Raw genomic sequence first — 25,214 nt, 5'->3', positions numbered from 1 at the left:
TCCCCAAGACAACAATTGTTTCTCAATGACTTTGCAAACACGCCTGAAATCCATGCGACCTCAGGCCTTCAGCGCTGCCACACCCTTTCGCAGGATGACGATCACCGCCAAGGTCGCGACCACCAGCAACACCGTCGACACGACAGCGATGGTCGGGTCGATCTTGTCGCGCAGCGCCGTGAACATCACCTTGGGGAGCGTCGCATTGTTGCCGCCGGACACGAACATGGCCACCACCACTTCATCGAGCGAAGTGACGAAGGCAAGCAGGCCGGAGGCGACGATGGGTCCGCTCACTTGTGGCAGCACGACCCTAAGCCAGGCCTGGTGCCAGCGCGCACCCAGGCTGCGCGCGGCGCGTTCCTGGCTGAAATCGAACTGGCTGAAGGCGGCGCTCATCACCACGAACACCACCGGGATCGCCAGCGCCACATGGCCTAGCACCAGCCCGGTCATGGTGCCGACCATACCGATGCGAGCCAGCACGAAGAACAGGCCGATAGCGATGAGGATCGAGGGTATCACCGCAGGCAGGACGATGAGCCCGCTGACCAGCAGCCGCCAGCGCTGGCTCAGTTGCGCGGCACCGTAGGCGGCGAAGATGCCGATCGGCACCGACACCAGCGTGGTCAGCGTACCGGCAGTGAGGGACGCGCGCGCCGCCTGGGTCCAGGTGATGGAGTCCAGAAAGTATTGATACCAGCGCAGCGACAGCGACGGCGGCGGAAACGCCAGGAAATCCGACGATGAAAACGACATCGGTATGACGATGAAGGACGGCGCCGCCAGGAACACGACCAGCAGAATGGCAAGCAGCCATTTCAGTCGCTCGATAAGCGGCGTGTCCTCGAACCCATCAAGCATGTCAGCTCCTCTGCCGCGAAAGCAGGACGCGCTGCACCCCATAGCTCAGCGCGAACAGCAAGGCCGTGAACACCAGCAGCAGCACGCCGAGCGCGCTGGCAGCGCCCCAGTTGGAATAGTTGGACAGGCTGCGCGCGATGCGCATCGAGATGACGTTGACGTTGCCGCCGCCGAGGATGGCGGGCGTGACGTAGAAGCCAAGGCTCATCACAAAGACGAGGATCGCGCCGGCCGCAATGCCCGGCACGGCGAGCGGCAGGAAAATCCGGCGATAGGTATAGGACCTGGACGCTCCCATGCTGGCCGCGGCACGGATCAGCGCGCGGTCGATGTTGCGCATGGCCCCCAGCACCGGAAGGATGAAGATCGGCAGCATGATGTGGGTCATGCCGAGCACCGTGGCGAAATGGTTGAAGGCAAGCTCCAGCGGCGCCTTGGTGATCCCAAGCCACATCAGCATCGAATTGACGATGCCGGTGCGCTGCAGCAACACCAGCCAGGCATAGGCTCGCACCAGCAGCGAGGTCCAGAACGGCAGCAACACCGCCGCCAGGAAGATCACGGAGCGCCTGGGCGGCAGGCCGTTGATGAAGGTGGCGAAGGGCACACCTATCACAACGCACGCGGCCACCGTTGCCAGCGCGACCTGAAAGGTCGTGACGAAGATGCGCGCGTAGCTCGCCCCATCCAGGATGCGCTGGTAGTTCTCGAAACTTGGCTTGCCGTCCGCGCCGAAGGCCGACAGGAAGAACAGCCAGGCGCAGGGTACGAGTACGCAAAGCGCCACGACCGCCAGGCAAGGTAGCGTGAAGGCCAAGGAGACGAAGCGCTCAAGCCTGGTGTCCCATGCCAGCCGCCTGCCATTGTCGGCCTGCGCCGCAGAGTTCGGAATGGTCGCATTCAAGGCGGACATGTCTACACCTGAAGGAAATGCACCCGGTCGCGCCGAACGTGCAGGTCGATGGGCTGTCCCACCTGAAGGTCGGCGACCTCGGAGCTGAAATGCTTTTGCGCGCGCGCCGTGATGGCTTGCCCGCCGGCAAGGTCGACCTGCAGCAGCCAGCTGTCGCCTTGGAAAACGACGCCTCGCAGCAGGCCGGCGACCGCGAACCAGTCGCTCTCGTCGCCGCTCCTGGCCAGGCAGAAATCCTCGCTGCGCACCATCAGCGCATGTGCCGAAGACGCCACCGTACCGAGATTCCCAGACACAACGCCGCGCGCCTCGGCCAACGGCAATATGGTCGCCTCGCCGATGAAGCGGGCGACGAACTCGTTGGTCGGACGCCGGTAGATGGTTTCGGGACTGTCGAGCTGGACGATCCTGCCCTTGTCCATGACAGCGACACGATCGGCGATTGTCAGCGCCTCGCGCTGGTCATGGGTCACGTAGAGTGTGGTGATCTGCAGCTTGTTGTGCAGTTCGCGGATTTCGATCTGCATCTCCTCGCGCAGGAGCTTGTCGAGGGCCGATAGCGGCTCGTCCATCAGGAGCACCTTGGGCTCGAACACGATAGCGCGGGCGAGCGCCACGCGCTGACGCTGGCCGCCCGAGAGTTCGCCGATGCGCCGCGATCCGTAGCCGCCAAGCTTGACGACGTCGAGCGCCGCCAGCGCCCGCTTGCGCGCCGCGTCCTGCGGCACGCCGCGAACCTCCAGCGGAAACGTCACATTGGCCATGACGTCCATATGCGGAAACAGGGCATAGCTCTGGAAGACGACGCCGAAGCCGCGCTGGTTGGCGGGAAGCCTGACGATGTCGCTGTCGCCGAAGAAGATCCGTCCGCGATCGGGGCGGATGAAGCCGGCGACGGCCATCAAGAGCGTGCTCTTGCCCGAGCCCGAGGGACCGAGAATGGCGACGAATTCGCCGGCCTCCACCGTCAGGCTGACATCGTCGAGGGCGCGGAAATCGCCATACATCTTGGACACGGCCTCGATGCGGACCGATTCTGCGGAACGACTGCTCATATGACCTGTCTGGCTGTGGGTGGGGGCCGGGGAAAGAAGCATAGGGGACAGCGCCTATTCGGTCATCATGTCTTCGAACAACTGCTGGACGTGGTCGTTGTTCTTCGCCCACCAGTCGATGTCCTGCACGATCATCGCGCCCGAATTGGCCGGGCTCGTCGGCAGCACGGCCTCGGCTTCCTTGCTGATGATGCTGGTCTTGTAAGCGCCCTGGTTCAGCGGACCGTAGGAGACGTATTTGGTGAGGCCGGCCTGCGACTGCGCCGACGACATCTCGTTGATCATCTTCATCGCCTCGGCCTTGTGGGTCGAGCCCTTGGTCACCGCGAAACAGTCGTAAGTCAGAATGCCCTGGTTGTAGGTGTAGTTTACGGGGCCGCCAGCTTCCTTGGCGGTCTGGAAACGGCCGTTCCATCCGGTCGTCATGTCCACCTCGCCGTCCTTCATCAACTGCCCATGCTGCGCACCCGAAGACCACCAGACAGAAATATTGGGCTTCAGCGTCGCGATCTTGGCGATGGCGCGTTTGATTCCTTCCTCGGTGCCCAGCACTTTATAGACATCCTTGGGCGCCACGCCGTCGGCCAGCAGCGCCATCTCGACCTGCGCCTCCGCGTCGGAACGCATCGAGCGCTTGCCCGGAAATTTCTCGACATTCCAGAAATCGGCCCAGCTCGAAGGCGCGTCCTTGGCATAGGTCTTGGTGTTCCATGCCATCACCGCCGCGTAGCCGTAGATGCCGACGCAATAGGGCGCCGCCGTCCCCGGCAGGAACTCGGAAGCGTCAACGGCCTTGTAGTCGATCGGCTCCAGCATGCCTTCGGCCCCGGCGATCGCCGCCTGGTAGCCGCTCATGATGATGATATCGGTCTTGACCGAATTGGAGCCAACCTCGAGCCGAAGCACGTCCAGGGCGTTGTCGGCCGTCTCTTCTTTCACCTGGATGCCAAGCTTCTTGGCGGCCGGCCCCCAGAGCACGGCGCGCCCACCTTCCTGTACGGCGCCGCCGGGCGTGTTGAGCGTAAGCGTTGCCTCCTCGGCGGACGCCGTTCCGGCAAACGCGGCCGCAAGAATGCCTGCAGCCAGTATCGAACCACGCATAAGTCGTCTCCCATTCTTGTTCAGGTCGTCGGCAATTGTTGTTTTTAACACAACATTTATGCCTCACAAATCGATGTAAGGCCATCTTACCGCCGATTGTCAAGCAATTTTGCTGGATTTTTGCGACGCCGACAATTTCTTTTTCTTATGAAACAATTTCTGTTGATCAAGATTACGGCGGTCGATATGGGTAACCCTGACCAAGGAGATGACGCCAGATGAGTGACGGCGAGGCAAAACTGATCAATCTCGCATTCCGCGTCGGCAGCGTCGCCGAAGCGGAGGCGCTGGTTCAAAGCACCGGCGGCTGGTCGAAGCGGGCCTTGCACGACATCGATGGCAAACAGTTCCTGGAAGCCCGCTTTGGCGGCATCAGCATCAATTTCTTCGAGACCGCGCTCTATGACGGAAAGAACGTGCCTTCGGCCCGCGGCTTCCTGCACGCAAGCTTTGCCGTGCCGAGCCTCGCCGTCATTCTCGAAAATCCCGACTGGAGCGCCAGGCTCATTTGGGGGCCCTCTACGATTCGTGGCGGCTTCGGCCATCGCCGGATCGCCTTCTTCGAACCACTGCCCGGCTGTCGCATAGAATTGATGGAGGAAATCGATGATTGAAGCATCGCAGTTGCGGTTCTTCGCCCGCGCCGGCGCGGCCACCGTCTATGAAGCTTACGGGCGCATCGGCGATCTCGACCCGGCCGTGCGGACGATGGTGCCAGGCCTCGCGATTGCCGGTCCGGCCTTCTGCGTCGGCTGCGAGCGCGGCGACAATCTGGCGCTGCACCGCGCAGTGGCCGAGGCAGCGGCCGGTGACGTGATCGTGCTGTCTGGTCATGGCGAGGCCTGCGGCTATCTGGGCGACATCCTCGCCGAGGCGGCGGCATGCCGGGGCATTGCCGGCGTGGTGGTGGACGGCTTCGTGCGCGATGCGGCCGAACTAACCAAGATGCGCTTTCCCGTATGGGCCCGGGGCCTGGCCATCCGCGGCGCGACCAAGATCCATGCCGGATCGATCGGTGCCCCGGTACAATGCGGCGGCGTTCGCATTGCGCCCGGCGACCTTGTGGTTGCCGACGACGACGGGGTGTGCGCGGTAGCGAGCGTCGATCTTAGCCGCGTCTTCCAAAGCACCGGAGAGCGCCTTGCACAGGAAATCGCGATGCGCGACCGACTGCGCCAAGGCGCGCTGACGCTGGATCTTCTCGATCTTCGCAAATATCTGTCGGCCGCCGGCGAGGATCTGCCGCGATGATCCATTGCCGAGACTGTCGCCGGCCGCCTGCGTGCCAGTCCCTTTCGTGTCCGAGGTCCTAGACGATGCCCGATGCCCAGAATGCCCTGCCGCTTGACGGCGGCCCCTATGATTTCATCGTCATTGGCGCGGGTTCGGCCGGTGCGGTGCTGGCCGCGCGCCTTAGCGAAAGCGGACGCAAGAAGGTCCTGCTGCTCGAAGCCGGCCCCAGAGACCTGAACCCCTGGATCCACCTGCCCATGGGCTATTCCAAACTGTTCACCGACAGCCGCTACAACTGGATGTACGAGAGCGAGCCGGAGAGCGCTCTTCAGGGGCGCGTGCTCTACCAGCCGCGTGGCAAGGTGCTGGGCGGATCGAGCTCCATCAACGGCATGATGTATGTGCGCGGCAACGCCGAGGATTTCGACGATTGGGCAAAGGCCGGCTGCGACGGCTGGTCCTATGACGAGGTCCTGCCCTATTTCCGCAAGGCCGAAGACCAGTCGCGCGGTGCCGACCATTGGCACGGTGTCGGCGGCCCGCTGAAAGTGTCAGACCAGTCGTTCGGGCACGAACTGCCGAACGCGCTCTGCGCGGCAGCGGTGCAGGCCGGGCTCGAGCGCAACGACGATTTCAACGGCGCCGCGCAGGACGGCTTCGGCTACTACCAGATGAACATCCACAGAGGCCGTCGCTGGAGCACGGCGCGCGGCTATCTGACCCCGGCCCGCAAGCGCGCCAACCTCAGGATCGTCACCGGTGCCCGAGTCGAGCGGATCGTCGTCGAGAACCGCGTCGCCACAGGCGTATTGTTCAGCCAAGGCGGGCAGAGGCGGATCGCGACGGCTGGCGAAATCATCCTGTCGGCAGGCACAATCGCCTCCCCGCAACTACTCATGGTGTCCGGGATCGGGGCCGCCGCTCCGATGCAGGACCTCGGTATTGGCTGCGTCCTTGACCTGCCGGAAGTCGGCCGCAACCTGCAGGACCATACCTGCATCCAGCTGATGTTCCGCTGCACCAGGCCGATCACCGTCAACGACATCGCCAACAGTCTGGCGAGGCGCATCGCAGTTGGTATGCAATATGCTATAACCCGCAAGGGCTACCTCGCTGAGACCGGTATCTATGTCGGCGGCTTCGCCCGCAGCGACGACACGCAAGACCGGCCGGACATCCAGATGGCGATGGCGGCCTGGAGCGTCGGCGAGCGCACGGCCAAAGGTGCGAAGCCGCACCCATTTTCCGGCTTCAGCTTCAGCCCCGAACATGTCAATCCCGATGCGCGCGGTGCAGTCACGCTGCGCTCAGCCGATGCCATGGCCGCGCCGAGGATCAGCTTCAACTTCTTCCAGACCGATTACGACATCCGCGCCATGACCTTCGGTATAAGGCTGGTGCGCAGGATTTCCGAGCAGCCGGCCATGAAGCCCTACGTCGCCTCGGAATTGCAGCCGGGCAAGGATATACAGACCGATGACGAGATCCTCGACTTCATCCGCCAGAAGGCGGGCTCGGACATCCATGCTGTCGGCACCTGCCGGATGGGCCCTGGTGCCGGCGCCGTGGTCGATCCACGCTTGCGCGTGAACGGCATCGCTGGCCTGCGCGTGGTCGATGCCTCTATCATGCCACGCATCGTGCGAGGCAACACCCATGCCGCCGTGGTCATGATCGCGGAAAAGGCGGCAGACATGATCCTGGCCGATGCGCGATCCTGAACCCGGGCGCCTGCCCCGTCCCAAGGACCTGACGCTGGCCAACTGGGACCGCGCGCCTCGCAATCGCTGGGCCTACCAGCACGTGAGCGATTTCCTGCCCACGGCCCCCATCGCCAGCGCAGAACCGATGCCGCTCATTGCGGCGCACACCGGCCTCGACCTCACCGCCCTCACCTTCACCGACCATCGCGGCGACAGGGTCAATGCGGCGGCAGTGCTCGACGGCTCATGGACCGACGGCTTTCTCATCCTGCATCGCGGCCGGGTTGTCGTTGAGGATTACAGGAACGGCATGCGGCCCGGCAGCGTGCATCTGACGCAATCGGTTTCGAAATCGGTCGTGGCAGCGCTGGCCGGCATCCTCCATAACCAGGGCAGCCTCTCGCTGGACAGGACCGTGGCGGCCTATGTGCCCGAATTCTCGGACTGCGCTTATCGTGACGTCACCGTCAGCCAATTGCTGGACATGACCAGCGGCGTGCACTTCCCCGAGGATATGACCGACCCCGTGTCCGGCATCGGCTTGATGGACATCGCGGTCGGCTGGAAGCCCGCGCCGGCGGGGAATACGAGCCCGAGGACAGTGCGCAAGCTGGTGGGGTCCCTGCGCGGCCTGTCGCGCCCGCATGGCCAGGAGTTCGAGTACCGGTCGATGGAAACCGAAGTGTTGGGTCTTTGTATCGAGGCGGCTGTGCGGGGCAGGCTCGCCGATCTCGCTTCCGAACTGGTCTGGCGACCTATGGGCGCCGAGGACGAGGCGAATTTCGCGGTCGATCCGGAAGGATATGCCATCGCCGACGGCGGCTTGTCGGCCAGCCTGCGCGATCTCGGCCGCTTCGGGCTGATCTACGCGCAGGATGGCTGCGCCAACGGCAGGCAGATCGTGCCGGAGCAATGGGTGGCGCACACGCGCATCGGCGACACCAGCCTGTTCCCCGAGCGCTACCGGGCCGACCGCCCCAATGGCGCCTACCGCAACCAGTTCTGGATCGCCGATGTCGATGCCCCGGTCATCCTGGCGCTGGGGGTCTACGGGCAGATGATCTATATCGATCATCAACGGGATTTCGTCGGGGTGAAACTGTCGACCTGGCCGGAGGCCATCAACCCGGACATGCGCATCGACGTGCAGAACCTGATGGGGACGATCGCCGAGAATCTCAGTTCGATCTGAAGGCGATCTAACGGTTTCGGCTGAAATTCGGACGTGCGGTACTCGGTTTGGAGGCCTGAGATAAATATCAGATTTCTTCGCGAAGTTTCGCAGGTTGAAAGTCAGAATGGGGCCGAAAGGAGAATGTCCGCTCTCGGCCTTATGTGGCTGAAGGTCGAACTTTTGCGCCGTGCTGATCCCTGGTTCCATGCAACCGTCCCTGGGACCCCACAGGCACCTCCACACATGAGCACCAACCCTGCGTGCGCAGGTGATGGACACTGGGCGGCAGCGGATAGGGGCGGCGACCAAAAGCAAAACCGGAATGATCTGTTTTTGGAGAAAATCCCTAATCGGGACGCATGCTCAGGTCTCCTGCACCACACGCCGTGCGTTAAGCGATACCACCGAAGCAGAGATATTTGAGTTCCGTGAAGTCATCGAGGCCGTACTTCGAGCCTTCCCGCCCAAAGCCGGACTGCTTGATGCCGCCGAACGGCGCCACTTCCGTCGAAATCAGGCCAGTGTTGATGCCGACCATGCCGTACTCAAGGGCTTCGGCCACAGCCCAAACGCGCGACATATCCTTTGCGTAGAAATAGGCCGCCAGCCCAAACTCGGTGTCATTCGCCATGGCAATGACATCCTCAACGGCATCGAAACGGAACAGGGGTGCCAGGGGACCAAACGTTTCTTCACGGGCTACCGCCATTTTGGCCGTCACGTCGGTCAGGACGGTCGGCCAGATGAAATTGCCCCCCAGGGGGTGGTCCGGGCCGCCAGCCACGATGCTGGCGCCATGAGCGACGGCGTTTTCGATGTGGCGCCTGACTTTGGCCACGGCGCGATCGTCGACCAAGGGACCGATCTCGGTGCCTTCCTCGAAGCCGTCGCCCACCTTGAAAGCTTTCACGCGACGGACAAGTTTTTCCGCAAACTCCTCGTAAATGCCGGTCTGCACGTATAGGCGGTTGGCGCAAACGCAGGTCTGTCCGGCATTTCGATACTTTGAGACTACGGCTCCCTCGACGGCAGCATCGATGTCGGCATCGTCGAACACGATAAACGGTGCGTTGCCGCCCAACTCCATGCTGAGCTTCATCACCTGCGCCGAAGCTTGCGCCATAAGTGTGCGGCCGACTTCAGTGGATCCGGTAAAGGTGAGTTTGCGTACCTTTTCGTTTTCGCAGACCTCATCACCGAAGTCCGAACTCTTGGTGATCGGGACTACGCTCAGCAAACCGGCGGGAACCCCTGCCCTTTCCGCAAGCACGGCCAGTGCCAAGGCAGACAAAGGGGTCAGGGCTGCCGGTTTGAAGACCATCGAACAACCGACCGCCAAGGCCGGAGCGATCTTGCGCGCCACCATCGCCGAAGGAAAATTCCAAGGCGTCACGGCCCCGACGACGCCTACGGGTTGCTTGATTACGACGATCCGCTTGTCACGAGCATGCCCGGGGATGGTGTCACCATAGACGCGCTTGGCCTCCTCGCCGAACCATTCGATGTAGGACGCGCCGTAAAGGATTTCGCCTTTCGACTCTGCGAACGGCTTGCCCATCTCGGCGGTCAAGATGGTGGCTAGATCGTCCAGACTCGCGATTGTGAGATCGTACCAGCGACGCAGAACGGCCGCGCGCTCTTTGCCCGTACGGGCAGCCCAGTCCTTCTGTGCGACATGAGCTGCGTCGATGGCTTTCGCGATTTCAGCTCGCGTGAAATCAGGCAATGTTGCCAGCACCTCGTTCGTTGACGGGTTGGTAACGTCGAAGGTTTGGCCGGACCGCGATCGACCGAGCCATTCGTTGCCGATCAATCCCGCTTCGCGGACCAGGTCCCTATCCTTGATCTTGCTTAGGAGCGTCGCTGATACGGCCATGACCATTCACCTTTACTGGATTGCTGGCGCCCGCGCTTAAACATCAGGCGCTCCGCGCGGTACGGACTTGGGGACGAGCATCCCCGGCGGCGTCGAAGAGCCCCAGCGAACGTATCGAGCGGTTCCGAACTGCCGCCGGCGACAAGTTGCGTGCGGGCTTTTTGCACGAGTTCGGTCGCCGTCACCGGGTTGTCGGGATCGCCCTTGGTGTCGTGGCGCGCAGCGGAGACAGGTCTTCCCGGGGGCAGTTTCCATTACGATCTTGGCTCCCCATGATTGAGGTAACGGCCGTTCCCTCCAGCGCGCCTGGCATGGCTCGCTCCGTATCCTGCTTTTCTGATACCATCGCATCGGAAGGGGTCCCTCCGTCAAATAGCGTTTTGTAATGGGAGATATAGCGAAACGGCACACTCGGCCGTTCGCCACCAACCCTGAAAGGTGTCCACTTCCTGTATTGAAGAGCTGGCAAAGGCTGCACCACGTGCAGTTACGTCGCTGCCTTGGAGAATGAGCCGCTCTCAACGACTTTCGAGAATATTCAAGCTGACAAAGGTCCAATCCGGCTGCCTACGATGTGATGGTAGGACCACGAGGCAATGCCTCGAATTGAGCTCTATTCCAGCCCTGCCCCAATGACACCGTGTCCGCGCTACCCTGCGATTTCTTCAGCCGCTGCGCCAACCGGCGGATTTCGCCAATCAGGACGGGGAGGACGACATGCTGGGCAGCGCTTTCCTGCGGTCGCACCAGGGCGATGGTTCGCGTCATGTCCCTGTCGGCGATGGCGGAGGCACTTAATGCGTGTTGAGAGAGTTCACGGGCCACGCTTGAGTGAGGCAGAATGGTTGCATATTGCGTGGCCTTATCCGCGATCACGGTTTTGACCGCGCCAAGGGAATCGAGTTCCAGCTCTGGCTTGAGGGCAATGCCCCTTGCCCGGTAGACCCGATCGATAATTCGCCGCAACTCATGGATTTCGCTGGGGAGGATCAGCTTCAGACGGCTGATATCGCCGAGCTGGCGTGGTGGTTGGAGCTTCACACCGGCATAGGACGTTACAAGTACAAGGCGCTCTGAGAACAGATCGATGATATCGAGCCTTTCCGGCGAAGTAGGTCGATAGGTAAGCGCGGCGTCGAGACGTCCGCCACGCATGAGGCTGGCGAGGTCGCCGCTATAGGCCTCGACCACGTTCAGTGTCACGCCCTGACCTTGACCTCCGACGAAACTGCGGATGTCCTCAAGGAACAGCGAAGCGATAGTTGGGCAGATGCCCAGCGATATCTCGCCTTTCAGTCCATTGGAACGCCGACGCATCTCACGAACGGCGTCATCCAGGCCATCAATGTGAAGGCGGGATTGGCCCAGCAGGAACCGGCCTTCTGCCGTGGGCTCGGCGCCCCGTCCGCTGCGGTTGATCAGGGAAACCCCAACCTCCTTCTCAAGCAGTTTGATCTGCCGCGTCAGCGAAGGCTGCGCTACGCCGATGGATTGGGACGCGCGAGAAAATCCCCCGTGCTCGCACACCGCAATGAAATAGCGCAGGCGCCTGAGATCGATGCCATCCATCTCCCCGCTACCTGCCCGTGACACGGTCAAGGAGCCGGGCAATCCACGGCGTCGTGGTTGGCTCAAACAGGGGGTTGACGTCAGGCACAAGGTTGATCTGGTGGCGCGGCAGTTGATCTACCACGGATAGCCGGCCCTGATAGGCTAGCCACCACACGATGAAGACGCCGACGAACCAGAACAGGACCTGCCAGATTAGCAGCGATGGCACGCCCGGCGCCACGACAGATCCGGCAAAAATCGGCTCGCTGAAAAACTTGTTGCCGAGGATCGCTCCGGGCCCGAGCGCGAAGAACGCCCAGAGCAGGGTCAGCGACCATTTCGCGGTCGTGGCCGCAGGGTTGCCATTGCGCGCCGGTTGGCTTTTCTCAAATGCATCGTGGAGGCGGTCCCTGCGATCTCTTTCAGCACCACTTCGCGTGAACAGAGAGACCAGGAGGCACGCCGCAAAATTCGGGATCAGCCCCCATCCGGCCGAATGCACCGATAGAGGCCAACGGCCCCACGGCAGGTCGATGAACAGTCGCTCGAACAGGACCAAGCCAAAGCTCTCTGTAAACACCACGAAGAGACCTCCGACAATTAGCCCCGTCAACACACCGCTACGGCTAATCCAACGCACCCAGCAAAGGCCTAATACTGCCGGAAGGAGCTGCACGGATAGACTGAGCGTGAGAGACGAAAAGATCGTCGCGCCAAGCGGCGCATAACTCGCGGCGATGGCGACGGCGCCATAGACGAGGGCTAAGGTTACGCGTGCGGCAAACCGCGTCGTGCGTTGGTCCATGCCCGGAACAATGTAGCGGGAAGTGAGTTCGACCGTGCAAATGGAAGCACCCGATCCGGCGAAGAACGCCACGGCGATTTGGGATGCCGCCACCAAAAGAACAATGAAGCCCACCGCCACCATCTGGTCGAGCGATGCCAGGCGCGCGGTGAAGGCGGTCAGGGACCCTCCTGCCGCGATCTCGCCCGCTAGGATCGGCCCTACCAATATCAGTGCACCGGCCGCGACCCCCGCGATCATCCAGACCTGGCCAAATGCAAAGCCGCGATGCGGCTTACTTGTCATACCGAGGAAGCTGAACCCGGGACTGATGGCGATGCCGCCCAAAGAGAGTGCGAACGTCAATCCCGCAAACGTCGTCCAGATGCCTCCGATCGGGAGTTCCTTGCCGATACCGGCCGTGAACTGGATCACTCCGGGGATCATGTCGGGCAGCACGCCCCCGGTTGTCGCAATGCCGCCAGCGGCAAACGCGAGCTTGCCAACTGTGAAGCCCGTGAAACCGCCGAAGAACAGAAGGAGGGCCAGGATCAGCAAGGACTGGGCGGCAACAAAATAGGCGGTGCCGCGCCAGCCGCCGATCACGCTGCAAACGAACAGTGCAAACGCAACCGCCCAGATTGCAAGCCCGGACGGAATGTCGCCCGCAGTTGAAGCGCCCACCAGTTCGCCCGCCTGAGACAGAGCCATCGCCGCGAACGGAATGGTGAAGAGAAACAACAAGACAAGCATGAAAATACGCAGGGTGGTGCTACCAAAATAATCGCCGAGCAGGTCACCCAGGGTTCGCAACGAGGTTAGTCTCGAAGCGAGCCAAAGGCGCTTCTGCGTGAGGGCCGCAACGAGGGCGACACAGATGATCCCGACAGCAACCTGATTGTATTGCAGGCCGAAAGTGGAGAGCAAAACCAGGTGGTCCGAAAGGCTAAGACTTGCCAAGGTAATGCCGGCACCAGCAAAGATGATCACCCAAGGCGGCAATGATTGACCGCCATCCACGAAGTCAGACGCCTGCTGGGTGTGACGGCCGCTGATGGTTGCAAGATAGAGACCGAAGACCGCAACGATGGCGAGTATGGAAACCAGCAGGGAGGTCATTCGGAGCCTCCCGTCGAACGGGCTGGATCTCGGTCACCCGAACGGAAGTCGCGGATGGCGTCGAACCCTTCAAATGCCTGTCGCGCCCCGTATCGGATGATCAGGTAGAAAATCACCACGGCCCCTATGGTGATAAAGCCGACGCTGAGCGGTATGAAGTTATGCACGGCCAATGGCACGCCAACGAGCGACAGAGCCACGAAAAGGACCAGGCCGAATCCATAGATGATGAGGCCAAGTCCCAATTCGCGGGGCGAGAACCCTGTGCCGTAAACAGCATTGACGATCACATGCGCCACAAATCCCGCCAGAATAATCGCGAACCCAGAGAGGAGATAAGGCGCCCCGCCTTGGCCGAATCCGTAGTCAAACAAGAATGCGGCCGGCAGGGCCGCTGCCAACCAGCACGCCATAACCAGGGCGTGGCGGTCTAGCGTTTCATTTGGGCCGAGCGGGGTCATGAAAAGTTCTCGCTAAAGTGGGCCGCGTTCAGTCGTCCTTGTCCTTAGGAGCATCCGGCCCCTGGAAATTGCGGAACGACATCCCGCCCGCGCTCCCGAGATTCTCGATCGGCAGCCCGAGGTCCTTCATGAGCCCGTCTACGAACGCAACCTGGGTGCGGTACTTCATGGCGGAGTTCACGACGCGGTCCGTCATGTTGCCCCCACCCGAGCCGCCATTGCCCGCGCCAGCTGTTTCCGACGGGCTGTTGAGGCCTGGCAGTCCATCGACCTGCAGGATCTTGATAGATTCGATATTTTCCATCGGCTTGACCGTCTCACGAATAATACTCGGCAGATTGCTGACGAGATTCTCGTAGATGGCACTCCGCCTGCTGGCGTCCGAACGGGTGTTCTCCGACTCGTTGAGCATGCGCTGCCCGGCAGCGTCTTTGGCGTAGCGGATTTCGGCTGCGTTGGACTCGGCGATTTCCGCCTGTGCCCTTAGTTCCGTAGCTTCTTTCTCGGCTTTTGCCGAAGAGACCACGCGTTGGGCGTCGCGCTCGATCCTGGACGAAGACTGGATAAGCTCGATCCGCTTGATGCGTTCGGCCACCTCTTGTTCGCGTGCGCTGTTGACCTGCTCTTCCTGTTCAACCTGCTTTTTCAGGGCTTCCGCGGCTTCCGTCTTCGCGTAGGCTTCCTCGATCGACTTGTTGATCACCGCGATGAGCCGTTCCTTGTCGACGATTTCAACCTCCTTCTGCTGTTCGATCTCATACTTATCGACAAACTTCCGCGCCGCGATGCGCAGCTCATCAATCTGGCGGTTGGCCTCGATCGACGCGTCCTGGATTTCTTGGAATGCCTTGGTCTCGGCAAGCTTGATTTTCTGGTTTTTCTCGATCTCGAGTTGCACGATTTCCTCGTCAACCCTCAAGCGTTCGACGTCGACATCGTAGCGCTTCTGCAGGCGCGCCTTTTCCTGGTCCGCTTCGGCAAGCTCATTGCTGATGCGAACCTCCTTTGACTTCGCCACAGCCAGCAATTCAATGGTTTTGTCGGTTTCGATACGGTGTGTCTCGGTGACCCGTTGGCTCTGCAGTTTGGCCTGGTCGATCTCGGCCGATGACGTCGTCTCAATAATTGACAACTCCTGTCGCGACCGGATTTCCGACTCCTTCACATGCTGCTCGTTTTCGATCCTCTCAGCCTCGACTTCCCGGCGGTTCTGGATCCGTTGCATCTCGAGCTCGCGGCGCGACATGATCTCCGTCAATTCAGTCTCTTGCTGTTTCTTGATCTCCAGCGACCGCACCTCCGACTGGGTAGTGATCCGTTCGGAATCAATCAGCCGGTCTTTGGCGATCCGGATCCGCTCGCCTTCTTGCTCGCTGCGAATCCTGGCGTTTTGAATACTGATCGTGGAACTGGACCGCTCTGCCTCGATTTCCGCCAGCTGGGAGGCCTTGCGGATTTCGATTGCCTGTGTCTGTTCAATGCGGGCGTACTCAAGGTCACGCTCGATCTCCAGAGCCCGCTGCTCCGTCTCGAAATCCTTGAGCTTGATGCCGATCCGCGATTCGTTTTCGATACGATTGCGGAGCTGACGGCGCTCTTCAATCTGCTCGGTCAGTTGCGTCAGTCCTTCAGCATCGAACGCGTTGGACGGGTCAAATACAGAAATGGCGGTCTGGTTGAGGTTGGTCAGCGAGGCGTTTTCAAGCTCGAGACCGTTGGAGCCGAGAGTTGTCGCCGCCAGAGCGGCTACCTCGCTCATGTAACGACCGCGGTTGGTGTGGATCTCATCCATCGTCATTGTAGAAGCGATGGCCGACATTGCGTCGACGAACCGGCCCTGAACGATCTCTTTTAGCGCGGCCGGATTCTGGGTGCGCTCGCCGAGCGTCCGGGCGGCGGTCGAGACACCGGCTTCCGTCGGTACGACCCGTACGAAGAACTCTGCGATGATATCGATGCGCATTTTGTTCCTGGTGATCAGGGATTGCTCGCCGAGCCTCCTGATTTCCACCGGGATCGCGTTCATGTTGACGCGAGTGATGTCGTGGACGATCGGAATGATCAGCGCACCACCGCCCATGACCACTCGCTCGCCCCCGAGGCCGGTCCGGACGAAGGACTGATCTTTTGACGAGTGTCTGTAAAGCCAGTGCAGCAGATAGACACCGATCGCGATGATGATCGTTATGAGAATAACGACTGCGATCACATCTGAGCCATTCATTGGAAGATCCTCCACTTAACCGCAGGCGCCGAACAGGTTGGCGCGAAGATTGACAGCCCTCAGAAACGTTCCTCGCCGGCGACGGCAAGTACGATCATTGAGACGGCGATGAGATTGATAAGGTCAGCGACAGTGTAGAGCACGATGATCGGCGCCACATGTCCCGTGCCGATAACGACATCCACGAAATGCAAGATCGGGTAGATCGCCCAACCGATGGTCAGGATCAGCCTGATCCAGAAATAACCGAGCCGGATTGGCCGCGTCGACTTGCTGACGGCATCCGCCATCGCGCCGAAATACATCTCGCCGAGAATGTAGAGCCAGAAGGCGATCGACAGCAGCACGCCAAGGGTTGGATTGAAAATCCGTGCGTCGCCAAGGTACCTTGCGAGAACCATCAGGATTGCAGCTGCCAGTGTCCGCCAGAAGACACCGACGGGCACTTTTCCCGCGATACTCGCAAAGAAGAACACCGACGCCACCTGCATCGGCTGAACCACAAACCACGCAACATAGCGCGAAGCCGCACTGAGCTGCTGGCCCGTCAGCCAAATGTTCGATGCAGCGTAGTATTCAATACCCGATGCGAGAAGCGCGACGCCTGACAGGGCCAGCGGAACCCGCCACCGCTCGGACGTCCACGTCAGGCCCAGCATCGCCAGGGCAGCGGTTGCAAACGTGGCAAGGGTGGCAACGCTGAGCGCGGTGCTCACAACGGCGCTGGACTGAAAGAGTGTTCCAAACATGGGTTTTCCCTAAACTTGGGCTCTGATGTCTGGGGCGCGGCCGTAGAGCGCGACCATCGGCAGGATCAGAAGACCGAAAATGAACTGTTGCCATTCGTATTTGAGCCCGATGCCGATCAGGAAGGCACTCAGGACTTGCAGGACGAGAACCCCGATCACTGTGTAGCCGTAGCCGCCGTACCCCCCCATAAGCGAGGTTCCGCCGATCACCACCGCAGCCAGGGTTGTGAAAAGATACTGGTCGCCGACCCCGATGAATCCGCCGCCGCTCCATCCCAGCAGCAGGCATCCTGTCAGGGCGGCCGAGAAGCCGCTTATGGTGTAGGCCACGGTCCAGTATTTGAACTCGGAGACGCCGATGAGCTTGGCGGAACGGCGATTACCGCCAAGAGCATAAATATACCTGCCAAAGGCGGAATACCGCAGCCCGACAATGACGATAATCGCAATGACGATCCACAGGAGGATTGTCGGCGGAACGGCTAAACCGAAGGTACGACCGTTCATAGCAGCGAGGTTCTGGAGCCATTTGGGCACTGTCCCAAAAACATTGCCGCCAAATGACGATCCGATGCTGGTGAGGATCTGGACTAGCCCTGCAATCGCAAAGCCCATGCCGAGCGTCAGGATCAAAGCTTGGCCCTGCAGTCTGTATGACAGGACGCCGTTGAGGAAACCCAGAGTGGCGCCGATGATCAGCACAAAGACGACTGCCAGCCACGATGGCACGCCGAGCCCGATCAGGAAGAGCAGCCCGATATTCGAAGACCCGATGACAAATGGGATCGACAGGTCCAAGCCGCCCAGCAGCGCCACCAGTGTTTGGCCAACACAGGCGATACCCAGGAAAGCGGCAAACAGCAGGATTGCCTTGATATTGGGGGCGGAGAGAAACCCGTTGATCGTGAAGGAGCTGATCACAATCAGCGCCAGCAGGACAATCAGCCCGATAAACGCGCTCCGGCCGTGAGCGAAACGGTTGCTGACCTTGAACGCGAAGACCAGGATCGCTTCCAGCAGCAGGAAGGCGATCAGGTTGCCAAGGCTTCTGAAGGACGGGACCGTAGCGGTAATCAGCAGGTACACAATCAGCATCACCGACATGGTGACGATCAGAACCCGGTTACCGGCCCAGACGCCGCCGGCAGCGGCGGGCGCGCTCCCAGAGTCCAGTGACGAAGGCCGCGGCTCAAATATGACCGCTATGTAGTTGATCAGCCAGAAAAGCACAGCGGCCAGCACGACCGTGTAGAGAATTACAATTTGGGCGCTGATTCCCTGCCAGAATCCCAAGCCAAAGCTGATCGCGGCAACTACGAACGTGACCGCCAGGTTAAGCCACACCAGAGCGCGTGATCGCGGAACAAATAGGCCGCCACTGCGGCTGCCGTCGCCAAACGTCTGGGTCATGTCGTGATCCCCACCAATTGTGCGGCCGCCAAAATGCCGGCCGCATGGCTTTGCTCGCCGACGACAAGAAACAGGAGCAGGATGAGTGCCGAGACGAACACATAGATGAACGCGCCGAGGCGCACTGATACGGCTTCAGACACGACCACACGGACCGTAAAGGTCAGCACGGCCAGTATCGCGGCGAAGCCAAAGACGGCCTTTTGAAGCGGGGAAAGGTCGGGCAAAGCGGCTCCGCTTCCCGATTGCGGGGGCAGCAGCAAATAGCGGGTCAACACGTCCGGATTGGTTTTCAAGGCATCACTGGCCACCGCCGCCACGCCATAGGTATCGCGGGTACTGACATACAGCATGATCCCGAGAACCACGCAGCCCAGGACGACAAATGCCGCAAAGGGCGAAATGAAATAAAGGTATCGGCCGATAACTGGGACGAGCAGGGTCAGCAGCAGCGAGAGAACGAGGATTAGCCCATAGAAAAGCTGCGTCACAAACGCTTGCGTCGAGCCGAAATTGAACGTGGCGAGCACATAGCCGATCAGGAAGAGATTGAGCGCGCCGAGCAGCCCGCCCGCCACGCCACCGCGCCCGCCGGACAGGCTGACGCCCCCGAGTACGAGGGCGGTCACCGCCGTCAGCGTCATGGTGGTGCCCTGTGTCGGATCTCCGGACGAAATCAGCGCGGTATAGCAGATCGCGCCGAGGCCAACGAAGAGACCGGCGATGACATGGGCACCGATCCGAACCACGTTGATGCGCACGCCGCTGGTGTAGGCCGCACGCTCATCGTAACCCATCAGACGCAGGTTTGTGTAGAACGAGGTCATGGTGAACAGCAACCATGCCGCGATAGCCAGCAATACGATCAGAAGGACCGGTGAAAAGATGGTGTTGCCAAGACCCCAGGACGACATCCAGGCGGGCGCAGTGCCGCCAGGTCTCGGGAGGATGACGAGGTTGATGCCGGTCAGGGCCAGAAAGCCACTCAGCGCTACAATGATCGGCTGGACACGCACGAATATGATGATGAGCGCGAAAAAGAGCTGGTAGAGCACGCCGATCCCAAGGGCGACCAGGATGACACCAAAGGGACCCGTCACGATGCCAAGCCCGTTGAGCTTGACGATCGTGACATTGATGAAAGCGAGCAGCGGTCCAACCGCCAAGTCGACAGTGCCGCGTCCCGCCACAGCCAGGGCCACAAGGGAGAATGTCGCCAGTATCAGGGGCGCCGACACGATGATCGCGCTGCCGAATCCCGATAGCGATACGAGGTTCGGCCCCCTGATGACCGCAGTGCTCAGGAGCAGCGCGATCAGCAGGATCGGGACCAGCAGGTAGGTGTTTTGGGAGGCCCTGGACTGCGACATTACCATTTGTCTTTCGTTGCTAACGCAACCTAGAACTCAATGACCTTCCGGCCCTCGTTGGGCCGCTCGTTGCGAGACGATGACCGGCTTTCGGAAATGCTCCGCCCCGACAGGGCATTGCTGCCTTGACCGCGCCTTTCCGGATCCGCATTGAGGATTTTCTTCAGCACAGGAGAGATGACCTCCTTGAATTTCGCCGGGTCTTCCGACGTCGGGAAGTGACCGCCGCCAAAGATGATGCACTCGGAATTCTTGACCTTTTCGGCGGTACGCTGGGTCATTTCCGGCGTACAGGCGAAATCGTACTCGCCAGTCAGGAAGTAGATCGGCACCTTCCCCGAGATTTTCTGGCACTGGTCGCGGAAATCCGAATCGACGCTGTAGAAATAGAGGTCGCCCTTGAAAATGCCCGGGCCGCCCTGCGCGTAGTACCACCAGGTCTCCCACCGGTAATCGTCGGGAGAGAGCGGCGCCATCAGACCGAACACCGAGGTCGCAACCACTTCGCCACCATGGATGTGGGGGTGATGCAGCGGATCGATCCACCATCCCGGCGAATAGTCGCAGGCTTCAAGAGCGATGAAGGCAGAAAACTCGCTTTCATAGCGCAGTGCCAGTGCCAGGCAGATGTTGCCCCCCATTGACTGGCCCATCAGGACCGGTTTGCGCAGATCCAGCGCCCGGCAGAACGCCACGATGAACTCACAATAGAATTTGGTCGTGAGTTTGTATTCGTCTTCCATCAGATGGAAGTCTGCCGGCGGGATCGATTTTCCATGCCAAGGCATGTCGAAGGCGATGACACGGAAATTCTGGCTGATATCGGGATCGCACAGCTGATGCCGGTACTGGCGCCCGTCAGTGCCGGCGGTATGCAGGCAGACCATCGGAATGCCTTCGCCGTGTTCCTCGTAGTACGTGCGATACGTTTTGCCTTCGCACTGGACATAAACGTAACGCCCGACAATCGGATCGTGTGTATTCATGACAACTCTCCTGCGCTGCCGTTAAACTTGTCGCATCAGCGAGAGCATACGCGTCAGCGCCCGCAGATTCTGCCAGAAGGGGAGCGAATTGCCCTCAATAATCAGCTGCTTGTGCAGCGGATGCGCCATCGCCCAGATGTCGTTGAACATCGGCGGCGGGATTTCCTGGGCAAACTTCGACCAAGCGCTGCTCGGAGCCTTGAGCCAAAACTCCACGCCCATATCATTGGGGGTGAGACCCTGTGCAATCTTCTGAATTTTGCCCCCCGAACATCCACCAGATACTCGGTGTCATCGAAACCCAGGACGAATTTGCTCGTAAAAAAACGGCCGACAACCGGCAAGATACGATCATCGTTGACCTTCCTGGCCCATCGCTCGATCCATTCCAGATCAAAGCTGCTCCTGCTTCCATATCTACTCATATGATCCTCCTAATTGGGGAATTCCTGACCCGTTCCTAACCGGGCAATGACTTCTTTGCGGGCCCGTAAACTGCCACGAACGACGCCGCATCGATGGCAACCGGCATCACTGCAGCCGCGAATACCGCGAAATCGGCTTCGGCCGGCAACTCGACCTTGTCCACCTTCAGCGCATAGAGCGTGAAGAAGTACCGGTGCGCTCGATCCGGCGGCCAAGGTCCGCCGTATCCCTTGCCAAATCCCGGGATCCTGAACGTCACGAAGTCGCTGTTGAACTCGACAGCGCCGTGCGGCATTCCCAAGCTCCCGCTCGCTCCTTCCGGCAGTTCCCTAAGTTCCGCCGGAATGTTTGCCACCAGCCAGTGTGCAAACGAGCGGGGAAAATTAAATGCTTCTGGCAGATCAGGATCGGTGATGGCCAACGCGAAGCTGCGCGTGCCTTCTGGAGGACCTGACCAAACCAACCTGGGCGAGAGGCGGTTGTCTTCGGCGAACCGGTCGGGGATAACGCGCCCCGGCGCAATATCCGGACAACTCAGTACGAAAGATGGTGTTGCCGCCATATGGTTCACCTCCTGGTTCAGCAGGGTCACAGACCTCGGCACCGGCCGGCCCTGCTCAAGTCTCGGACTGTGGCTATCTGCGACCGGCATCGGACCGTCCGGATCATTCTCGTTGGCGGCCTCCCCGGGCAACCGCGCCGTTGCGCGGCGACCGAACATGGCGTTGAGGATGACATGTCCGTCGAACGGCGGCTCAAAATCAGCCGAAATCGCGCCATTGCGAAACACGTGAACCCGCGTGCACAGGTTCAGGAATTCTTCGAGCTCGCTGGATAGGAACACCACCGCGTTGCCGCGGGCCGCGAATTCCTTGAGGTTGCGGTAAAGGTCCAGCTTGGCACCGACGTCGATGCCGCGGGCCGGATCGTTGAGCACCAAAACCACGGGCTTTTCGGCAAAGGCCCTCGCAATCAGCACCTTCTGCTGGTTGCCGCCTGACAGCGATGTGATCAGGTTCTGGGGGCTTCCCATCTTGACGGCCAGTTTGCTGGACTCCCACTCGAAAACCGGCGTCAGCTTGGTCCGGTTGATGAAGTTCAGCACACCGCCGGATCGGAACTCGCGATACACTGGGAGGAGCAGATTTTCGTATATGCTCAGATTGGCAAAGATGCCTTCTTTCTTGCGATCGCCGCTCACATAGCTGATGTTGTTTCGTCGCGCCGATGCAAGATCAGTAACCTCGCTGGCCTTGCCGTCACTAACCACCACCAGCCGGCCGGCAATCGGAGACTGGATGCCGGCGACGCACCTTACGAAGTCCGCCTGCCCTTGCCCGTCCAGGCCGGTGATCCCGATGACCTCGCCAGGGTATACCGTGAAATTGACAGCTGCAGCGTCTGACCAGACCCGAAGGTCGGTCGCGCGCAGGACCGGTCGGTCGCCAAGACGCGTCGGCAAAGGCTGATCACGGCTGGTCCCGCTGCGCTCGGCGCCGGCAATGAGCTCGAGAATCCTGGACTCGGTGATCTCCTCTTTAGCCAGCTTGCCGACATCCACGCCGTCGCGCAGCACCGTCGCGCGGTCTGCAATACGCACCAGCTCGGCGATGCGGTGGGTGACGATCAGAATGCTCGCCCCCCTTTGCTTCAACTGCCGCATCTTACGGAACAGCCTCTCGGTGGAATCAAAGTCGAGCGCGGCAGACGACTCATCGAGGATCAGGACCTTTGGATCGGTAAGGAGAGCCCTGGCGATCGTGACCCACTGTTTGACGCTCAGGGGCAGCTCGCCCACGAGGCCGGAGAGGTCGATGTCGAAACCGAGGAGCTCGCGCATCAGCGCGGCTGCCTTGGCTTCCTTTTCCTCCCGGTTCATGGATGAACCCAGCAGGCTGTCCGCCCCTAGGTAAAGGTTGTCCAGCACCGAGCACTCATCTGCAACAAGCACCTCCTGAAAAACATTGGAGATGCCCAGCTGGCGCGCTTCGTGTGGAGACGTTGCCGACTTTCCCAGGATTGAGACCTGTCCGCTGTCCGGAATCAGAACGCCCGAAATAACCTTCGCGAGCGTGCTTTTGCCCGAGCCATTACCACCAATGATCGCGTGAACCTCGCCCGCATAGGCCGTCAGGTTGCACCCGCCGAGCGCTACCGTCGGCCCGAAGGTCTTCCTGACCGATGAGAGTTCAACCGTGGGGTACGACATCATAGGTCCAGTTGGCCGACGTTGGTCGGCTAGACTTGCATGGAATGAAGGAAATGCCACCCCGTCGGCGTCGAAGGGGTGGCCAGACCAGTGGCGGTCACTGCGCCTTGAAGGTCTCGGGATCAGCCGGGCGCAGGAAAAACTGGTCCAGGTAATCCTTGCTTGCCCAGTTCTCGGCGCCGACGTTGTACCAGCCGTCAGAGTCTTCGCTGCAGTCGGCCGGGACGGCCTTTTCGAGCTGCTCGTAAGTGAGCGTCTGCGGCTTCGTGAGGATGGACTGGACCTTCGGCCCCTGTCCCTGAAGAGTGCGCATCATGATGTTCCATGCGAACTCGAAATCATCACCTGGGGGCCATGCCTGGACCGCCTGGCTGACGAAATCCTTGTTGTTGCGCCAATAGCAAAGCGCACCGATTTCGCCGCCGATCGAGAACGGCACCATGTCGCGTCCACTCTGTTGCAGAGCGCGCAAGGCACCCAGCTCAGACGCCGACTGGATGATGATGCCGTTCAGATCGCCCGGATTGGTGGCCAGCCATTTCTGGATCTCGGACTGGGCAACCTGGTCGGTCCACATGCCGGCGACTTGACCCACCACCTTGATGTCGGGGTATTTCGCCAGAGCCTTCAGCACGCCAACGTTCTGGGAATCCGATGCCGAAGCGCCGGGAATGCCTTCCACAACAAGGACGTTGCCCTTGCCATTGATCTGCTTGGCCATCCATTCGCCGAGCATGCTGCCACCCACCACGAAATTCGCGGAGGCGTTCACAGCATATGGAGATGTCAGGTACCCGGTGGCCGAAAACACCGGTATGTCACGCTGGTGGGCGTATTCAACGGTCTGGTTCAGCGAGGTCGGATTGGAGCAGCAGACGATGATTGCGTCGACGCCCTGGTCGACAAGCTGCCGCATCTGCTGGATCTGCGTGGAGTCGTTCAGGTTCGACTGGGTAATGATCACGTCCTTGACGAGGCCGAGCTTCTTCCATTTCGGAATGAGCTCCTCCTGCAGACGTTTCATCACGTCAGCGCGCCACGTATTGCCCGCATATGAACTCGCATAGCCGATCGTCCACGGCGGACCCTTCTTTGGCTTCCAGTCGCGATACGCACTCTCCGCGAGCGGCTGCATCGGATCCATCATGTCCTTGTTGTAAAGTTCGTCCTGGATGTTCTTGGGCAGCTCATCCACGCCACCGGCAAATGCCGGACTGAAGCTGGCGATCGTTGCGACAACGGCAAGCGATCGCAACATGGTTGCGAATGTCGTCAATTTTTCCTCCCTTAGTGCCGGGCGTTGAGCCGTGTGCACGCTGAGTTCAGTGGAACCCGCGAGGGACTATCGGGCAATCAGGACCTTGGAGGTAATACATTTTTCAAATGCGCTCTATACGCTTTCGCTATGGAGATCTCTCGGCTGAAGGGTCCAAGACCGAAGCTATGGGAGTTTCCCAAGGATTGGCGTGCTTTGGGGAGGAAGTAGCCAGTCAGCTCTTGAGCGATAGAACAGATCCCCCAGGCTCGTGTCGGTCGTGATCGATGATGCTCTCGACGCCGTAACCCTGAACGGTGATCCCGACGACCTCAAACTCGTGCTTCGCAACCTGAATGAAAACGCGCTCGAGCATGTGGCGAGTGCGGGACGCATTACGTGGTACGCGCAGCCTGACCGAAATGGCGTGGCGATCTCCGATGAGGGGCCAGGCGTGGATGACGATGAGCTGCCACGCATCATCGAGCGATTCTATCGAGGGCACAACAAAAGCGCTTCCGGCACCGGGCTTGGCCTTACGATCGCAACAATGGCGGCGGCGCGACTGGGAGCGATCCTCAGTTTCCGGAATCGATCCGACCGGCAGGGGCTGATTGCCGAGTTACAATGGCGCGCGACTTCCCGCTGAAGCCGCGTCACGCGTCCTGGATCAGAACCTATCCGCCCGGAAAGGTGACAGATCGATCGCCGGCGGCGAACCGGCGGCAAGTTGCGACACGATCTTGCCGGT

Annotated in this window: 21 protein-coding genes; 5 read left to right on the top strand and 16 right to left on the bottom strand. The window is 60.6% G+C overall.

Features of this window, described 5'->3' with window-relative positions:
- Nucleotides 1-60: 60 nt before the first annotated feature.
- The 4 genes from AC1VON_RS12835 to AC1VON_RS12820 are packed head-to-tail and all read right to left on the bottom strand — an operon-like array spanning nucleotide 61 to nucleotide 3,933.
- Entirely contained in the window at nucleotides 61-864 is an 804-nt protein-coding gene (locus AC1VON_RS12835; RefSeq protein WP_483122972.1) for an ABC transporter permease, read from the bottom strand.
- A gap of 1 nt (nucleotide 865) precedes the next feature.
- Entirely contained in the window at nucleotides 866-1,777 is a 912-nt protein-coding gene (locus tag AC1VON_RS12830) for an ABC transporter permease (protein ID WP_483122970.1), read from the bottom strand.
- Between the two features lie 2 nt (nucleotides 1,778-1,779).
- On the bottom strand, nucleotides 1,780-2,832 hold the full coding sequence (locus AC1VON_RS12825) for an ABC transporter ATP-binding protein (RefSeq protein ID WP_483122967.1): 1,053 nt from the start codon (nucleotides 2,830-2,832) through the stop codon (nucleotides 1,780-1,782).
- Between the two features lie 54 nt (nucleotides 2,833-2,886).
- Nucleotides 2,887-3,933, bottom strand: coding sequence for an ABC transporter substrate-binding protein (locus AC1VON_RS12820; protein ID WP_483122964.1), 1,047 nt, complete (start codon nucleotides 3,931-3,933; stop codon nucleotides 2,887-2,889).
- Nucleotides 3,934-4,151: 218 nt separating this feature from the next.
- Here AC1VON_RS12820 and AC1VON_RS12815 point away from each other — a divergent pair, with 218 nt between their 5' ends.
- The 4 genes from AC1VON_RS12815 (at nucleotide 4,152) to AC1VON_RS12800 (ending at nucleotide 8,061) form a co-directional block, all read left to right on the top strand.
- A complete protein-coding gene (locus AC1VON_RS12815) occupies nucleotides 4,152-4,547 on the top strand; it encodes a hypothetical protein (protein WP_483122961.1) in 396 nt (131 codons plus the stop codon).
- Complete coding sequence (locus tag AC1VON_RS12810; RefSeq protein WP_483122959.1) at nucleotides 4,540-5,184, top strand: 4-carboxy-4-hydroxy-2-oxoadipate aldolase/oxaloacetate decarboxylase; 645 nt, start codon at nucleotides 4,540-4,542, stop codon at nucleotides 5,182-5,184. Before AC1VON_RS12815 ends, AC1VON_RS12810 begins: the two co-directional genes overlap by 8 nt.
- Nucleotides 5,185-5,249: 65 nt before the next feature.
- Complete coding sequence (locus AC1VON_RS12805; RefSeq protein ID WP_483122955.1) at nucleotides 5,250-6,887, top strand: GMC family oxidoreductase; 1,638 nt, start codon at nucleotides 5,250-5,252, stop codon at nucleotides 6,885-6,887.
- A complete protein-coding gene (locus AC1VON_RS12800) occupies nucleotides 6,874-8,061 on the top strand; it encodes a serine hydrolase domain-containing protein (protein WP_483122951.1) in 1,188 nt (395 codons plus the stop codon). The genes AC1VON_RS12805 and AC1VON_RS12800 overlap by 14 nt, the downstream gene beginning before the upstream one ends.
- 373 nt (nucleotides 8,062-8,434) lie before the next feature.
- On the opposite strand, the gene AC1VON_RS12795 is transcribed toward AC1VON_RS12800, so the two are convergent.
- The 12 genes from AC1VON_RS12795 to AC1VON_RS12740 form a co-directional block, all read right to left on the bottom strand.
- Entirely contained in the window at nucleotides 8,435-9,919 is a 1,485-nt protein-coding gene (locus AC1VON_RS12795; protein WP_172351796.1) for an NAD-dependent succinate-semialdehyde dehydrogenase, read from the bottom strand.
- A gap of 567 nt (nucleotides 9,920-10,486) precedes the next feature.
- Nucleotides 10,487-11,488, bottom strand: coding sequence for a LysR family transcriptional regulator (locus AC1VON_RS12790; protein ID WP_483122947.1), 1,002 nt, complete (start codon nucleotides 11,486-11,488; stop codon nucleotides 10,487-10,489).
- 7 nt (nucleotides 11,489-11,495) lie between these two features.
- Nucleotides 11,496-13,373, bottom strand: a complete 1,878-nt coding sequence (locus AC1VON_RS12785) for a hypothetical protein (RefSeq protein ID WP_483122945.1) — start codon at nucleotides 13,371-13,373, stop codon at nucleotides 11,496-11,498.
- Nucleotides 13,370-13,834, bottom strand: coding sequence for a hypothetical protein (locus tag AC1VON_RS12780; RefSeq protein ID WP_483122944.1), 465 nt, complete (start codon nucleotides 13,832-13,834; stop codon nucleotides 13,370-13,372). Before AC1VON_RS12780 ends, AC1VON_RS12785 begins: the two co-directional genes overlap by 4 nt.
- 28 nt (nucleotides 13,835-13,862) lie before the next feature.
- Nucleotides 13,863-16,058 (bottom strand): flotillin family protein, encoded by a 2,196-nt coding sequence (locus AC1VON_RS12775; protein ID WP_483122941.1) that lies wholly within the window; start codon nucleotides 16,056-16,058, stop codon nucleotides 13,863-13,865.
- Between the two features lie 59 nt (nucleotides 16,059-16,117).
- A complete protein-coding gene (locus AC1VON_RS12770; protein WP_172351801.1) occupies nucleotides 16,118-16,807 on the bottom strand; it encodes a bacteriorhodopsin in 690 nt (229 codons plus the stop codon).
- A 9-nt stretch (nucleotides 16,808-16,816) separates the two neighbouring features.
- On the bottom strand, nucleotides 16,817-18,217 hold the full coding sequence (locus AC1VON_RS12765) for an ABC transporter permease (protein WP_172351802.1): 1,401 nt from the start codon (nucleotides 18,215-18,217) through the stop codon (nucleotides 16,817-16,819).
- A complete protein-coding gene (locus tag AC1VON_RS12760; RefSeq protein WP_483122937.1) occupies nucleotides 18,214-19,455 on the bottom strand; it encodes an ABC transporter permease subunit in 1,242 nt (413 codons plus the stop codon). Before AC1VON_RS12760 ends, AC1VON_RS12765 begins: the two co-directional genes overlap by 4 nt.
- A gap of 161 nt (nucleotides 19,456-19,616) precedes the next feature.
- Nucleotides 19,617-20,573 (bottom strand): alpha/beta fold hydrolase, encoded by a 957-nt coding sequence (locus AC1VON_RS12755; protein ID WP_056565134.1) that lies wholly within the window; start codon nucleotides 20,571-20,573, stop codon nucleotides 19,617-19,619.
- A 21-nt stretch (nucleotides 20,574-20,594) separates the two neighbouring features.
- Nucleotides 20,595-20,789, bottom strand: coding sequence for a hypothetical protein (locus tag AC1VON_RS12750; RefSeq protein ID WP_483122932.1), 195 nt, complete (start codon nucleotides 20,787-20,789; stop codon nucleotides 20,595-20,597).
- Between the two features lie 244 nt (nucleotides 20,790-21,033).
- Nucleotides 21,034-23,208, bottom strand: a complete 2,175-nt coding sequence (locus tag AC1VON_RS12745) for a YbhB/YbcL family Raf kinase inhibitor-like protein (protein ID WP_483122928.1) — start codon at nucleotides 23,206-23,208, stop codon at nucleotides 21,034-21,036.
- A gap of 97 nt (nucleotides 23,209-23,305) precedes the next feature.
- Nucleotides 23,306-24,466, bottom strand: coding sequence for an ABC transporter substrate-binding protein (locus AC1VON_RS12740; RefSeq protein ID WP_445299328.1), 1,161 nt, complete (start codon nucleotides 24,464-24,466; stop codon nucleotides 23,306-23,308).
- A gap of 268 nt (nucleotides 24,467-24,734) precedes the next feature.
- Here AC1VON_RS12740 and AC1VON_RS12735 point away from each other — a divergent pair, with 268 nt between their 5' ends.
- The gene (locus tag AC1VON_RS12735; protein WP_483122924.1) at nucleotides 24,735-25,112 is read left to right on the top strand and encodes a sensor histidine kinase; all 378 of its coding nucleotides are present in this window, start codon (nucleotides 24,735-24,737) and stop codon (nucleotides 25,110-25,112) included.
- Nucleotides 25,113-25,214 lie beyond the last annotated feature (102 nt).

Source organism: Mesorhizobium sp. HAY1-8B, assembly GCF_056868045.1.
This window is presented reverse-complemented; position numbering and strand designations above follow the sequence as displayed.